13 protein-coding genes are annotated in these 13667 nt (G+C 66.3%); 8 read left to right on the plus strand and 5 right to left on the minus strand.

The genetic code is table 11. From position 1 onward, the window contains the following. Positions 1-90 precede the first annotated feature (90 nt). The 4 genes from yjfF to CEJ42_RS10090 form a co-directional block, all read right to left on the minus strand. Positions 91-1122 carry a galactofuranose ABC transporter, permease protein YjfF gene (yjfF, locus tag CEJ42_RS10075; RefSeq protein WP_088750911.1) on the minus strand — a complete coding sequence of 344 codons (1032 nt, stop codon included), beginning with the start codon at positions 1120-1122 and terminating at the stop codon, positions 91-93. Further along, the gene (locus CEJ42_RS10080; protein WP_088750913.1) at positions 1119-2198 is read right to left on the minus strand and encodes an ABC transporter permease; all 1080 of its coding nucleotides are present in this window, start codon (positions 2196-2198) and stop codon (positions 1119-1121) included. Before CEJ42_RS10080 ends, yjfF begins: the two co-directional genes overlap by 4 nt. Beyond that, positions 2195-3745, minus strand: a complete 1551-nt coding sequence (locus CEJ42_RS10085; protein WP_079216397.1) for a sugar ABC transporter ATP-binding protein — start codon at positions 3743-3745, stop codon at positions 2195-2197. Before CEJ42_RS10085 ends, CEJ42_RS10080 begins: the two co-directional genes overlap by 4 nt. A gap of 238 nt (positions 3746-3983) precedes the next feature. Then, positions 3984-4958 carry an ABC transporter substrate-binding protein gene (locus CEJ42_RS10090; RefSeq protein ID WP_079216399.1) on the minus strand — a complete coding sequence of 325 codons (975 nt, stop codon included), beginning with the start codon at positions 4956-4958 and terminating at the stop codon, positions 3984-3986. Positions 4959-5481: 523 nt separating this feature from the next. On the opposite strand from CEJ42_RS10090, the gene CEJ42_RS10095 reads away from it, so the two are divergent. The 5 genes from CEJ42_RS10095 to CEJ42_RS10115 all read left to right on the plus strand — a co-directional run bounded on the left by CEJ42_RS10095 (position 5482) and on the right by CEJ42_RS10115 (position 10677). Next, entirely contained in the window at positions 5482-6408 is a 927-nt protein-coding gene (locus CEJ42_RS10095) for an aldose 1-epimerase (RefSeq protein ID WP_079216400.1), read from the plus strand. Positions 6409-6464: 56 nt separating this feature from the next. Further along, positions 6465-7427 carry a 2-dehydro-3-deoxygalactonokinase gene (locus tag CEJ42_RS10100; RefSeq protein WP_088750915.1) on the plus strand — a complete coding sequence of 321 codons (963 nt, stop codon included), beginning with the start codon at positions 6465-6467 and terminating at the stop codon, positions 7425-7427. A 28-nt stretch (positions 7428-7455) separates the two neighbouring features. Beyond that, positions 7456-8094 carry a 2-dehydro-3-deoxy-6-phosphogalactonate aldolase gene (locus tag CEJ42_RS10105; RefSeq protein WP_088750917.1) on the plus strand — a complete coding sequence of 213 codons (639 nt, stop codon included), beginning with the start codon at positions 7456-7458 and terminating at the stop codon, positions 8092-8094. 45 nt (positions 8095-8139) lie between these two features. Beyond that, positions 8140-9288 (plus strand): galactonate dehydratase, encoded by a 1149-nt coding sequence (dgoD, locus tag CEJ42_RS10110; protein ID WP_088750918.1) that lies wholly within the window; start codon positions 8140-8142, stop codon positions 9286-9288. A 261-nt stretch (positions 9289-9549) separates the two neighbouring features. Beyond that, a complete protein-coding gene (locus tag CEJ42_RS10115; RefSeq protein WP_088750920.1) occupies positions 9550-10677 on the plus strand; it encodes an MFS transporter in 1128 nt (375 codons plus the stop codon). A gap of 37 nt (positions 10678-10714) precedes the next feature. Here CEJ42_RS10115 and CEJ42_RS10120 read toward each other — a convergent pair whose 3' ends face one another. Continuing rightward, positions 10715-11656, minus strand: a complete 942-nt coding sequence (locus CEJ42_RS10120) for a LysR family transcriptional regulator (protein ID WP_079216405.1) — start codon at positions 11654-11656, stop codon at positions 10715-10717. Between the two features lie 232 nt (positions 11657-11888). On the opposite strand from CEJ42_RS10120, the gene CEJ42_RS10125 reads away from it, so the two are divergent. The 3 genes from CEJ42_RS10125 (at position 11889) to map (ending at position 13636) form a co-directional block, all read left to right on the plus strand. After that, positions 11889-12455, plus strand: a complete 567-nt coding sequence (locus CEJ42_RS10125) for a cupin (RefSeq protein WP_243397837.1) — start codon at positions 11889-11891, stop codon at positions 12453-12455. A gap of 78 nt (positions 12456-12533) precedes the next feature. Next, complete coding sequence (locus CEJ42_RS10130; RefSeq protein ID WP_088750922.1) at positions 12534-12842, plus strand: ParD-like family protein; 309 nt, start codon at positions 12534-12536, stop codon at positions 12840-12842. Continuing rightward, positions 12839-13636, plus strand: coding sequence for a type I methionyl aminopeptidase (map, locus tag CEJ42_RS10135; protein ID WP_088750924.1), 798 nt, complete (start codon positions 12839-12841; stop codon positions 13634-13636). The genes CEJ42_RS10130 and map overlap by 4 nt, the downstream gene beginning before the upstream one ends. Positions 13637-13667 lie beyond the last annotated feature (31 nt).

A 13667-nucleotide genomic window follows, 5' to 3' on the forward strand; every position in this document is an offset into this window, starting at 1 on the left:
TTTCTAATGATTTTTTAAGCGTAATGGATATGTTTTTCAGTATAGCTCCCTCTATGTAAAGTTATCTTAATTAAGCTGAACAAATCTTCTCTAACCCAATACCGGCGCGGCTTTCGCGCTCCCCGCACTGTTAGCCTGCTTGCCGCGCGCGGCGCCCAGGGAGATCACGCGCTGGGCCACGCAGAAAATGAACAGCAGGGCCCCGATGAAGATCTTGGTCCACCACGAACTGAGGGTGCCGTCGAAGGCGATCAGGGTCTGGATCACGCCCAGGATCAGCACGCCGGTCAGCGTCCCGGCCACGTAGCCGTAGCCGCCGGTCAGCAGCGTGCCGCCGATCACCACCGCCGCGATGGCGTCCAGTTCGGCGCCTTGCGCATGCAGGCCGTAGCCGGACAACATATAGAAAGAGAACAGCACGCCGCCCAGCGCCGCGCAGAATCCGCTGAAGGCGTAGATCAGCACCTTGGTGCGCCCCACCGGCAAGCCCATCAGCATGGCCGACTGCTCGTTACCGCCGATGGCGTAGACCGCGCGACCGAAGCGCGTGCAATGCGCCAGCCAGATGGCCGCGGCCAGCATCGCCAGCGCGATCACCACGCTAGGCGAGACGAACAGTTCGCCGAACTCGATCCGGGTCTGCGACATCGCCACGAACAGCGGGTCGTCGATGGTGATGGAGTTGATGCTGATCAGGTAGCACAGCCCGCGCGCCAGGAACATGCCGGCCAGCGTGACGATGAAGGCCTGCAGCCTGAAGTAGTGGATCAGCGCCCCCATCGCCGCGCCGAAGGCCGCGCCCAGGCCCAGCACGATGGCAATCACGAGGATCGGATTCCAGTGCCAGCTCTGCAGCATCCAGGCCGAGAGCATGGTGGTCAGCGCCAGCACCGAACCGACCGACAGGTCGATGCCGCCCGAGAGGATCACGAAGGTCATGCCGATGGCCACCACCAGCAGGAAGGAATTGTCGATCAGCAGGTTCAGCATCACCTGCGGCGACAGGAAGCCGTCGTAGCCGGCGGCGCCCGCCAGCAGCATCACGACCAGCAGCGCCACCGTGACGGCGGAGGTGAACCAGGGCGCGCCGGCGGCGCGGCGCAGGAAGGGAGTGGTGTTCATGATTTGGCGGATTTGAAGATGCGGCGGAATTCCGGCGACTGCGACAGGCACACCAGGAACACCACGATGGACTTGACCACCATGTTCACTTCGGGCGGCACGCCCAGCGAGTAGATGGTGTAGGTCAGGGTCTGGATGATCAGCGCGCCGATCACGCTGCCCACCAGGCTGAACTTGCCGCCGGCCAGCGACGTGCCGCCCAGCGTCACCGCCAGGATGGCGTCCAGCTCCAGCAGCAGGCCGGCGTTGTTGGCGTCGGCGCTCTTGATGTTGGAGGCGATCATCAGTCCGGCCAGCCCGGCGCAGGCGCTGCAGAACATGTAGACGAAGAAGATCAGCGCCGCGGTGCGGATGCCGGCCAGGCGCGAGGCCACCGGATTGATGCCGACCGACTGGATGAACAGGCCCAGCGCGGTCTTCTTCATCAGCAGCGCCAGCAGCACGAACATCGCCCCCGCTATATACAAGGAGAACGGCAGGCCGAACAGGTAGCCGCCGCCGAGGAAGAAGAACGGCTTGTAATAGACCGTCACGATCTGGCCGTCGGTCAGCAGCTGCGCCAGGCCGCGCCCGGCCACCATCAGGATCAGCGTGGCGATGATGGGCTGCAGTCCCAGCCCCGCCACCAGCAGGCCGTTCCACGCGCCGCACAGCAGCGCCGCGCCCATGGCCGCGCACAGCGCCCACACCATCGGCACGTTGCTGACGTATTGCGACGCGCCGTCGACCACCACCATCTTGCCGCCGATCAGGATGGCCGCCACCGCGCCCGAGATCGCCACCACCGCGCCCACCGAGATGTCGACGCCGCGCGTGGCGATCACCAGCGTCATGCCCAGCGCCGCCAGCATCAGCGGCGCGGCGCGGTTGACGATGTCGATCAGGGAGCCGTAGAGATGGCCGTCCTTGATCTCCAGCCGGAAGAATCCCGGCACCAGGAAGAAGTCGATCAGCAGCAGCACGGCCAGCGCGCCCAGCGGGCGCACCAGCGGATGGCGCATCAGCCAGGCCAGCGCCGGCCGCTCGTCGTTTTGGGCAGCGTCGGGTATCAGTTTGGACTCCATGGATGCGCTCATGCGGCTTCTCCCGCGATCACCTGCAGCACCGACTGGTCGTCGAGCTCGCCGCGCGCGTATTGGCCGCAGGCCCGGCGGTCGCGCAGCACCAGCATGCGGTCGCTGCAGCGCAGGACCTCGGGGATTTCGGAAGAGATGAAAAGAATGGCCATGCCCTTGCGGCACATCGCGATGACGAAATCCATGATCTCCTGCTTGGCGCGCACGTCGATGCCGCGCGTGGGTTCGTCCAGGATCAGCATGCCCGGGTCGGTGGCCAGCCAGCGCGCCAGCAGCGCCTTTTGCTGGTTGCCGCCGGAGAGCGAGCCGATCGGCGTGTCGAGGTCGGCGGTCTTGATGCCCAGCCATTTCACGTAGTCCGAGGCGATCTGGTTCTGGCGCTTCCTCGGCAGCACGCGGAACAGGCCCTGGCGCGCCTGCAGCGCCAGGATGATGTTCTCCCGCACCGACAGCTCCAGGATCGCGCCTTCCTTCTTGCGGTCTTCCGAGCAGAAGCCGATGCCGGCGGCGATCGCATCGCGCGGCACGTTGAGCCGGAGCTCCTTGCCGCCGATCGTCAGCGTGCCGCTGTCGGCGCGCTCGGCGCCGAACAGCAGCCGCGCCATCTCGGTACGCCCCGACCCCAGCAAGCCGCACAAACCGAACACCTCGCCGCGGCGGATGTCAAGATCCTGCGGCGCCAGCATGCCCTTGCGGCCAAAGCCGCGCGCCTGCAGGAACACTTCGCCGCGGCCGGCCTCGTCGGCCGACAGCTCCTGCGCCAGCGCCTCGGCGCCGGCCTCCACCTTGCGCTGGTCGACCGCGGTCACGCCGACCATCTTGTTGACCAGCTCCAGGCGCGACAGATCGGCAACCGGATATTCGCCCTCGCGCACGCCGTTGCGCAGCACGGTGATGCGGTCGGAGATCTCGTAGGTCTGTTCCAGGAAGTGGGTGACGAAGAGGATCGCCATGCCCTGCTCGCGCAGGCGGCGCAACACCTTGAACAGCTGCTGCACCTCGGCCTCGTCGAGGCTGGAAGTGGGCTCGTCCAGGATCAGCACCTTGGCCGACACCGACAGCGCGCGCGAAATCGCCACCATCTGCTGGATCGCCAGCGGATAGGACGAGAGCTGCGCGGTGACGTCGATCTCGATTTGCAGCTGCTGCAGCAGCCGGCGCGACTGCTCGTGCACCGACTTCCAGTCGATGCGGCCGAAGCGGCGCGGATAGCGGCCCACGAAGATGTTCTCCGCGACCGAAAGATTGGGACAGAGGTTGACCTCCTGGTAGACGGTGCTGATGCCCAGCTCCTGCGCCTGCAGCGTGGAAGCGGGGGATATCTCGCGGCCGTCCAGGGTGATGCGCCCGCTGTCGGGCTCATACACGCCGGTCAATACCTTGATCAGGGTGGATTTTCCTGCGCCGTTCTGCCCCATCAGGGTATGCACCTCTCCGGGGAACAAACGCAAGCCGACGTCGGCCAGCGCTTTCACGCCCGCGAACGCCTTGTGGATACCGCTCAGTTCCAGCATGGGGCGCGCCTGCGCCCCGACAGCCATCGTCATTGCAACTCCTGCCAAGAAACCAACGCCCTGACGAAGCTCTGGATCGAGCATCGTTCAGCGATCATCGATGCGCAATGAACGGCGCCGGGCCCGGGCCTGCGCCAGGGCGACGCGCAGGGGATGGTCTCGCACCTGCGAGGGTTCCAGCCACCTCCTCCGTGTCGCCCTGACGCGGGTCAGGACCCAGCGTCGTTCAGCCGCCGTCGAAACGCAACCGACGTCGCGGATACGCTCAATCTCAATACTTGCGGTTCGGGAATTCCTTGGCCGCGACTTCAGCCGGGAACACGCTTTCTTCGGTGGTGATGCGCTTGGGCACTTCCTTGCCGGCCTTCACGTCCTTGGCGATCTGCATCAGCTGCGGTCCCAGCAGCGGGCTGCATTCCACGGTGACGTTGAGCTTGCCGGCCATCATGGCTTCGAACGCGCCCTTCACGCCGTCGATGGAGATGATCAGGATGTCCTTGCCCGGCTTCATGCCGGCTTCCTCGATCGCCTGGATGGCGCCGATGGCCATGTCGTCGTTATGCGCATAGACCACGTTGATCTTCTTGCCGTCGGCCTTCAGGAAGGCTTCCATCACTTCCTTGCCCTTGGCGCGGGTGAAGTCGCCGGTCTGCGAACGGATGATCTTGAAGCGCGGATCGGTCTTGATGATTTCCTCGAAACCGGCCTTGCGGTCGATCGCCGGCGCCGAGCCCACGGTGCCCTGCAGCTCGACGATGTTGATGTCGCCCGCCGGCAGGGTCTTGGCCTTGTCCTGCAGCCAGCGTCCGGCGCGGCGGCCTTCTTCGACGAAGTCCGAGCCGATGAAGGTCACGTACAGCGACTTGTCGGTGACGTTGACCGCGCGGTCGGTCAGGATCACCGGGATCTTGGCGGCCTTGGCTTCACGCAGCACGGTTTCCCAGCCCGACTCCACCACCGGCGAGAAGGCGATCACGTCGACCTTCTGGGCGATGAAGGAGCGGATCGCCTTGACCTGGTTTTCCTGCTTCTGCTGGGCGTCGGCGAACTTCAGGTTGACGCCGGCCTGCTTGGCGGATTCCTTGATCGACACGGTATTGGCGGTGCGCCATTCGCTCTCGGCGCCCACCTGCGAGAACCCCAGGGTCAGCGGCTTGTCGGCGGCGAATGCGGGCAGGCCGGCGATGGTGCTGCCCAGGCCCATGCAAATGGCTGCGCCCAGAAGCGCCCTTCTTTTCGTTTTCATTGTTTGTCTCCATTGGCCGGAAATCGTCGATTTCCTTGTTATGTGCAAGAAGTGCTTACGTACTCTTGATGCGCTTGGTGCTTGAGCGGCGCCGGCTTGGCTTTCGACTTGTTTGGATGTCCGGCGCGATGCTGTCTCGAATCGCGGGAACCGATGCAATGTTCCTCAATTCGCGCTCAATATTAGGAGAGCAAAAAATATGTATCCAATGAATTTTTCATGAAACTCGATATCGTTTCGCACATCGCTGAGCCTGCGCGGATTGCGAAGGGATATGCGTGCGCGAGAGGAAAAATCGTCCGATCGGCACTCACAATTTTGATATCGCTTGCGTTCTTTTTTTCATTATTCCGCATCAAACCCCGGTGTTAGGATCGGCCTGTTTTTTTGAAGCGCATTTCATGAGAAGACGTGAGTGCGGCGTAACGTGAGCAATCCTCTCTCTCATGCGATGGCCTTCCGCCCAGACGGCACACAATGCCTTCCGGCGCGCGCGGCATCCCATAACAACATACGAGACACCATGCCCTCCCGAGCAACCGATGCTACCCGCGCAGGCTCCCAGGAGCTGCCGGAGATCCACACCCTGCAGTCCGGCCGGCAGCGCCTGCATGTCATGCCCGCACTGGGCGGCAGCATCGCCGCATGGGACTGGCAGCGCGACGACCGCTGGCTGCCGCTGTTCCGCCCCTGGGATGCGCGCGCACGCGACCTCTACACCACCGCCTGCTTTCCGCTGCTGCCCTGGTCCAACCGCATCACCGAAGGCGGCTTCGACTTCAACGGCAAGAAGCATGCGGTGCGGCCCAACCGCGCCGGCGAACCCTATCCGATCCACGGCGACGGCTGGCTGCAGGCCTGGAACGTGGCCGCGCAATCGGAAGACCGCATGACGCTGGAGCTGGATTCGGCGCGCTTCGACGACAATCCCTATGTATACAGCGCGCGCCAGCTGCTCACGCTGCGCGAGAACTCGCTGGAGATCGAACTGCGCGTGACCAATACCGGCGACCAGACCCTGCCCTTCGGCCTCGGCCTGCATCCGTATTTCCTGCATGACGCCAGAACGCGCCTGCAGTTCCGCTCGCGCGGCGTATGGATGTCGGGCGCCGATCCGATTCCCACCGGCTTCGCGCGCAAGCTGCCGCTGAGCTGGGACTACAACCGCCCCGCGCCGCTGGACGGCCCGCTGGTGGACAACTGCTTCGAAGGCTGGGACGGCCTGGCCATGATCGAGGATCCGACCCGCGGCCTGCGCCTGCAGATGCATACCACCGACCGCAGCGGCTATACGCTGATGTACCGCCCTCCCGGACTGGATTATTTCTGCCTGGAGCCGATCACCCACCCCATCGACGCCTTCCACATGCCCAACCGCCCCGGCCTGATCGACCTGGCCCCCGGCGAGGACATGGTGCTGCTGACGCGCTTCTCGGTCTGCGAGACCTGAGCGGCGCCCACCGATGCACCGGCGCCGTGAGGGCGCCGGCGACAAGACAAGAACAGATGAAGAAAGACACACAGAACGACTACGCGCTCATCGCGCTGGACTGGGGCACGTCATCGCTGCGCTGCTACCGCTTCAACGCGCAGGGCGAGGTGGTCGAACGCCGCGGCCATCCGTGGGGCATCATGAACCTGCCGGCGGTCGAGGTCGGCGACGACCCGCAGGCGCCGTTTCGCGCGGCGCTGCAATCGGCCTGCGGCGACTGGATGCAGGCCGCGCCCGAGGCGCCGCTGATTGCCGCCGGCATGGTCGGCAGCAAGCAGGGCTGGCGCGAGGCGCCCTACCTCACCATTCCGCTGGCGCCCGACCGCATCGGCCGCAAGCTGACCCAGGTGGACACCGGCGCCGGCCGCCCGCTGTACATCGTGCCCGGCCTGCTGCAGGTCTCGACGCTGCCCAACGTGATGCGCGGCGAGGAGACGCAGGTAGTCGGCGCGCTGCGCCAGTACCGCGACGACGAATTGCTGATCGGCCTGCCCGGCACCCACTCGAAATGGGTGCGCGTGACCCACGGCCGCATCCAGCATTTCGACACCTTCATGACCGGCGAAGTCTATGGCGCGCTCTCGGCGCACACCATCCTCGGCCGCACCATGCAAAAGCCGGACGCCCCGGACGACGCCGCCTTCATGCGCGGCGCGCGCGTGGCGCAGACCGTGGAAGGCCAGGCCGGCGTGCTCTCCAACATCTTCAGCAGCCGCACGCTGGGACTGACCGGCGAACTGGACGCCGCCGCGCAGCCGGACTATCTCTCCGGCCTGCTGATCGGCCACGAGCTGGCCGCACTGAAATCGATGACCACGGTGCACCGCCAGCGCATCGTGCTGATCGGCGACGCAGGCCTGTGCCGCCGTTACCGCCTGGCCCTGGAGCTCTACAGCATGGGTCCGGTGAGCGTGGCCGAAGAGGCGACCGAAGCCGGCCTGTGGCTGCTGGCCCAGCACGCGGGCCTGGTGAACTGAAACGGCGCAACCGACAACACAAGGAATCATGAACAGCAATCCCAAACGATTTGAAGACGCGCTCGGCGCCACCGGCCTGATCGCCATCCTGCGCGGCGTGCGCAACACCGAAGCCGAGGCCATCGGCGCGGCGTTGTACGAGAGCGGCTTTCGCATCATCGAGGTGCCGCTCAACTCGCCCGAACCGCTGGTGAGCATCGCGGCGCTGCGCCGCAGCCTGCCGGCCGACTGCATCGTCGGCGCCGGCACCGTGCTCAAGACCGAGCAGGTCGAGCAGGTCAAGGCCGCCGGCGGCGAGCTGATCGTCATGCCGCACAGCGACGGCGCCGTGATCCGCGCCGCGCGCGCGGCCGGCCTGTACAGCGCCCCGGGCGTGGCCACCGTGACCGAAGCCTTCGCCGCGCTGGACGCCGGCGCCGACGTGCTGAAGATGTTCCCGGCCGAGCAGCTGGGACCGCAGGTGGTCAAGGCCTGGCGCGCGGTGGTGCCGCGCGACATCGCGTTGCTGCCGGTGGGCGGCATCACCCCGCAGGGCATGGAAGCCTTCCGCGCGGCCGGCGCCTCGGGCTTCGGCCTCGGTTCGGCGCTGTACGCGCCGGGACTGTCGGCCGCCGAAGTGCGCCTGCGCGCGCAAGCCTTCGTCGCCGCCTGGAAGGCCCTGGCCTGACACGCGTATCGAACAACTGAATATCTCCCAAGAACGGACTAGCCAATGAAAATCACCAAGATCAGCACCTTCATCGTTCCACCGCGCTGGTGCTTCCTGAAGATCGAGACCGACGAAGGCGTGGTCGGCTGGGGCGAACCCATCGTCGAAGGCCGCGCGCACAGCGTCGCCGCAGCCGTCGATGAACTGGCCGACTACCTGGTCGGCAAGGATCCGCGCAACATCGAAGACCACTGGACGATCCTCTACCGCGGCGGCTTCTATCGCGGCGGCGCCATTCACATGAGCGCGCTGGCGGGCATCGACCAGGCGCTGTGGGACATCAAGGGCAAGTCGCTGGGCGTGCCGGTGCACCAGCTGCTGGGCGGCGCGGTGCGCGAATCGATCCGGGTGTACTCCTGGATCGGCGGCGACCGCCCGGCCGACACCGCCGCGGCGGCCAAGAACGCCGTGGCGCGCGGCTTTACCGCGGTGAAGATGAACGGCACCGAAGAACTGCAGTTCATCGACAGCTACGACAAGGTCGAACTGACGCTGGCCAACGTGCAGGCCGTGCGCGAAGCGGTCGGCCCCAACATCGGCATCGGCGTGGACTTCCACGGCCGCGTGCACAAGCCCATGGCCAAGGTGCTGATCAAGGAACTGGAGCCGTACAAGCTGATGTTCATCGAAGAACCGGTGCTGTCGGAGAACTCGGAGGCGCTCAAGGAAATCGCCCACCTGACCTCGACCCCGATCGCGCTGGGCGAGCGCCTGTACTCGCGCTGGGACTTCAAGCGCATCCTGTCGGAAGGCTACGTGGACATCATCCAGCCCGACGTCTCGCACGCTGGCGGCATCACCGAAACGCGCAAGATCGCCGCCATGGCCGAAGCCTACGACGTCGCGCTGGCGCTGCACTGCCCGCTCGGACCGATCGCGCTGGCCTCGTGCCTGCAGGTCGACGCCGGCAGCTACAACGCCTTCATCCAGGAGCAGAGCCTGGGCATCCACTACAACGAAAGCAACGACCTGCTGGACTACGTCAAGGACAAGAACGTGTTCGCCTATGAAGACGGCTACGTGAAGATCCCGCAGGGTCCGGGCCTGGGCATCGAGATCAATGAAGACTATGTGAAGCAGCGCGCCGAAGTCGGCCACCGCTGGCGCAACCCGATCTGGCGCCACAAGGACGGCAGCTTCGCCGAATGGTGAAGCCGCCTGCGACAAGAACTCCTCGGTAGTACCTCCAGCCCGGTTCCGACTTTGTCGGCCGGGCTTTTTTTATTGTCCGCCCGGCAAGATGAACCGGAATTGATCTGCCTGGCAGATTGTTCCGATCTGAATATTCCATTTAACGAATAAGACGAAAGCTGGCAAAGTGTCGACTTTTTCGTTTCTTCAGGATTTCCCATGAGCCACGGCACGAACTGCAGCGACGCTGCGCGGCCGCTTCCGACCGGACGGCAGCCGGACATGCGCCACGCCACCTGGGCCACGATGGCCCAGTTCTTCGTCAACGGCGCCACCTTCGCCACCTGGGGCGTGCTGATCCCGTCGGTCAAGGCGCGCTTCGAACTGTCGGACGCGGTGCTGTCGCTGGCCATGCTGGCGGTGGCGGGCGGCGCATTGCTGACCATGGGCCGCTCCGGCAAGTGGATCGCGCAGGTCGGCAGCGCCCGCGGGCTGATGCTGTCGGGCGTGCTCTATGCGTTCACGCTGCTGGCCATTCCGCTGGCGCCGCAGTTCTGGATGCTGGTGGGCCTGCTGCTGGTGTTCGGCACGGCGATGGCGGCTTTTGATGTCGCCATGAGCGTGCAGGCGGCGCTGGTGGAGGGTGGCCGCAGCAAACCCATCATGTCCACGCTGCATGCCATGTTCAGCATCGGCGGCATCGCCGGTTCGGCGCTGGGCGCGGTGCCGGGGCTGTCGCCGCTGGCCCACGCCGGGCTGGTGGCGTCCTGCACGCTGCTGGTGGCGCTGCTGGTGAAACGCTTCATGCTGCCGGACGCCGCGCATGACGAACAGGCCGCGCAAGCCGGCGGCGACAAGCGCGGCCGGCGCATGGTGCTGGTGCTGGGATTCATCGCCTTCCTGGCGCTGGCCTGCGAGGGCGGGATGTACGACTGGGCGGCGGTCTACATGCGCGACGTCGCGCAGTCGCCGGCGGCGCTGGTGAGCTACAGCTATGCCGCTTTTTCTACCGGCATGGCAGCCGGACGCCTGACCGGCGACCGCATCCGCGCGCGCATCGGCGGCCTGCGCACGCTGGCGTGGAGCGCGGCCACCGGCGCGGTCGGCATCGCCTTCGCGGCGGCCGTGCCGCTGCCGCTGGCGACCATCGCCGGCTTGTTCCTGTCGGGACTGGGCATTGCCAACCTGATGCCGATCTTCTTCCTGGCGGCGGCGCGCGTGCCGGGCATGAGCGCGGCCGAAAGCATCGCGGCGGTGGCGCGCTTCGCCTATGTCGGCATGCTGCTGGGGCCGGTGCTGATCGGCGGCGTGGCCGAGCACCTGAGCCTGCGCGTGAGCTTCGTGGGGGTGGCGCTGGTGATGGCCGGCATCGCCGCGTTCGGCGGCAAGCCGGTGCGGCGCTTCATCTGATCCTCCGGATCTGATCGTCCGGATCTGATCGTCCGGACTACGCCGCCTTGCGGCGTTTCGGCTCCGGCTTGGCCGGCTCGCTCGCGCGGGCCTGGGCCATCAGCAGCTCAAGAAAGGCCGCCGGCGCCGCGTCCAGCACGGCGGCGCCGCTGCGGCCGGCGGCCTTGTGCGTGACCACCAGCTCCCAGCACAGCTCGACCCCGCGCAAGTCCACGCAGGCCAGCTTGCCGCGGCGTCCCAGCACCACATCGCGCGGCAACAGGGCCACGCCCAGGCCATGCGCCACCAGGTCGAGCAGGGTTTCCAGGTCGCTCACCTCGAAAGCCAGCCGGCGGCGCAAGCCGGCTTCGGCGAACCCGCGGTCGACCAGCATGCGCGTACCGCGCCCCTGCTCGAAGTCGACGAAATCCTCTCCCGCCAGCTGCTCCAGCGTCACCGCCCTGGCCTGCGCCAGGCGGTGCGACGGCACGCAGGCCAGCACCAGGTCCTCGCAGGCGACGATCTGCGTCTGCAGGCCTTCGCCGCTCTCCTCGATCGGCAGGATGGCGAGGTCGAGCTGGCGCGAGGCGACCTTCTCATTGAGTTCGCTCGCCGCGCCCTGGCACAGGCGCACCTCCACGCCCGGATGGCGGCGATGAAAGCGCGCCAGCACCGTCGGCAGGTCGACGAAGGACGGCAGGCTCTGCACCGTGCCGATGGCCAGGCGGCCGCGCTTCATCGCGCTGACGTCGGCCACATCCGAAGCGCCCTGCTCCAGCACGCCCAGCGCGCGCCGCGCGCTGTCCAGGAAGGCCAGGCCGGCGGCGGTCAGTTCGACATGGCGCGTGGTGCGCACGAACAGCGGCGCGGCCAGTTCTTCTTCCAGCAGGCGGATCGAGCTCGACAGCGCCGACTGCACGATATGGCAGCGCCGGGCGGCACGCGTGAAGCTCTTCTCTTCCGCCACGGCGACGAATTGGCGCAGCTGTCTCAGTTCCATGTCCCGCTCCTGTGTCCTGTCATTTATCGTTGATACAGATCGATCCGTTTCCAATAATCTATTTTACATAGATGCGCGGCGCCGCCGAAGCGGAAGCGGAAGCGGAAGCGGAAGCGGAAGCGGAAGCGGCGCAGGAACTATTGCGCGTCGCAGCAACCGTAACGGCATGAGCCGCTATCGGCCGATATCCAACCTGGGAGCCACGATGGAAAAGATGACGCGCAGGAACTTCATGAACACCCTGCTGGGCGCCTGGTCGCTCGCAGCCTTGCCCGGCGCCGCCTCGGCCGCCGCCGCCGCGAGCGCGCCCGAACATTTCATGCTCGAACGCAACGACTGGGTCCCCAACAACGAGCGGCTGCCGGTGCTGCATTACCGCGCCGTGTCCACCGAGGGCGACCTCGCGCGCCGCATGGAAGACCTGTTTGCCTCCAACGGCTGGCCGGCGCAATGGCGCGACGGCGTCTACGACTACCACCACTACCATTCCACCGCGCACGAAGTGCTGGGCATTGCCGCAGGCCGCGCCAGCCTGATGCTGGGCGGGCCGGGCGGGCGCACGGTGGACGTGGCCAGGGGCGACGTCGTGCTGCTGCCGGCCGGCACCGGTCATTGCCGCCTGTCCGCCAGCGCCGACTTCCTGGTGGTGGGCGCCTATCCGGCCGGACAGAAATGGGACGTCTGCACTTCGGCGCCGGACGAGAAGATGCTGCAGCGTATCCGCACCCTGCCCTTCCCCGACAACGACCCGGTGCGCGGCGCCTCGCCGCCGCTGGCGCAACTGTGGCCGCGCAGCTGAACGCGGCACGATGCTGGCAGAAATTTTCGGCTGCGATTACAATACACGAAACATATACGTTTCATATAAAAGGCAGAGATGGGAATCGTCAAGATATCGGACCAGATGCACGACAACGTGCGCATCGCCGGCAGCGCCCTGAACCGCTCGATCAACGCGCAGGCGGAACACTGGATGCTGCTGGGCATGCTCTCGGAACTCCATCCCGACCTGACCCACGCCGAGGTCGCGCAGTTGCTGGTGCGCGACCAGCTCGCGCGCGAGCATGGCGGGGTGATGTCGATACGGGAGCTGGTCGACGCCGCAAGGCACCGGCAGGACGGGGACAAGACAAAGGACAAGGCCGCGCCCGGCGCGCGCCGCAAGACGGGGAAAGAATACGCATGAGAAAAGTGAAACTGCGCAGCGAGGCCGAAATCGCCCAGGCGCGCGAGGCCGGCAAGCTGGCCGCCGAAGTGCTGCAGGTGGTGGCCGAGCACGTCAAACCCGGCGTCACCACCGACGAGCTGGACCGCATCTGCTTCGAGCATATCGTCAAGGTGCAAAAGGCCAAGCCGGCCAACATCGGCTACCACGGCTTTCCCAAGACCATCTGCAGCTCGGTCAATGAAGTGATCTGCCACGGCATTCCCTCGGGCCAGGTGCTCAAGGACGGCGACATCATCAACGTCGACGTGGCCGTCATCAAGGACGGCTGGTTCGGCGACTGCAGCCGCATGTACTTCGTCGGCCAAGCCGCACCCGCCGCGCACAAGCTGGTGGCCACCACCTATGAAGCGATGTGCGCCGGCATCCGCGCCGTGCGCCCCGGCGCCACGCTGGGCGACGTCGGCCACGCGATCCAGTCGGTGGCGCACCGCGACGGTTTTTCGGTGGTGCGCGAATACTGCGGCCACGGCATCGGCACCACCTACCACGACGAGCCGCAGGTCCTGCACTACGGCCAGCGCGGCGCCGGCCTGCCCCTGAAGGAAGGCATGATCTTCACCATCGAGCCCATGCTCAACGCCGGCAAGCGCCACTCGCGCCAGCTCGACGACGGCTGGACCGTGGTCACGGTCGACGGCTCGCTGTCGGCCCAGTGGGAGCACATGGTCGTGGTCACCGCCACCGGCTACGAGATCCTCACGCCCTGGCCGGACGGCGCCGGCGACTACCCGCCCATCGCCACGCGCACCTGAGCCTCGCGGCCGGCCGCCGAACATCCGGCGG

The sequence above is a fragment of the Herbaspirillum robiniae genome (assembly GCF_002213415.1).
Classification (GTDB): Bacteria; Pseudomonadota; Gammaproteobacteria; order Burkholderiales; family Burkholderiaceae_D; genus Herbaspirillum; species Herbaspirillum robiniae.

Bases quoted from the DNA above. Each gene is read 5' to 3' on its own strand.
- yjfF (WP_088750911.1), bottom strand. From the start codon at position 1,122: ATGAACACCACTCCCTTCCTGCGCCGCGCCGCCGGCGCGCCCTGGTTC.
- CEJ42_RS10105 (WP_088750917.1), top strand. From the start codon at position 7,456: ATGAACAGCAATCCCAAACGATTTGAAGACGCGCTCGGCGCCACCGGC.
- CEJ42_RS10125 (WP_243397837.1), top strand. From the start codon at position 11,889: ATGAACACCCTGCTGGGCGCCTGGTCGCTCGCAGCCTTGCCCGGCGCC.
- CEJ42_RS10090 (WP_079216399.1), bottom strand. From the start codon at position 4,958: ATGAAAACGAAAAGAAGGGCGCTTCTGGGCGCAGCCATTTGCATGGGC.
- CEJ42_RS10080 (WP_088750913.1), bottom strand. From the start codon at position 2,198: ATGAGCGCATCCATGGAGTCCAAACTGATACCCGACGCTGCCCAAAAC.
- CEJ42_RS10130 (WP_088750922.1), top strand. From the start codon at position 12,534: ATGGGAATCGTCAAGATATCGGACCAGATGCACGACAACGTGCGCATC.
- CEJ42_RS10095 (WP_079216400.1), top strand. From the start codon at position 5,482: ATGCCCTCCCGAGCAACCGATGCTACCCGCGCAGGCTCCCAGGAGCTG.
- map (WP_088750924.1), top strand. From the start codon at position 12,839: ATGAGAAAAGTGAAACTGCGCAGCGAGGCCGAAATCGCCCAGGCGCGC.
- dgoD (WP_088750918.1), top strand. From the start codon at position 8,140: ATGAAAATCACCAAGATCAGCACCTTCATCGTTCCACCGCGCTGGTGC.
- CEJ42_RS10120 (WP_079216405.1), bottom strand. From the start codon at position 11,656: ATGGAACTGAGACAGCTGCGCCAATTCGTCGCCGTGGCGGAAGAGAAG.
- CEJ42_RS10085 (WP_079216397.1), bottom strand. From the start codon at position 3,745: ATGACGATGGCTGTCGGGGCGCAGGCGCGCCCCATGCTGGAACTGAGC.
- CEJ42_RS10100 (WP_088750915.1), top strand. From the start codon at position 6,465: ATGAAGAAAGACACACAGAACGACTACGCGCTCATCGCGCTGGACTGG.
- CEJ42_RS10115 (WP_088750920.1), top strand. From the start codon at position 9,550: ATGCGCCACGCCACCTGGGCCACGATGGCCCAGTTCTTCGTCAACGGC.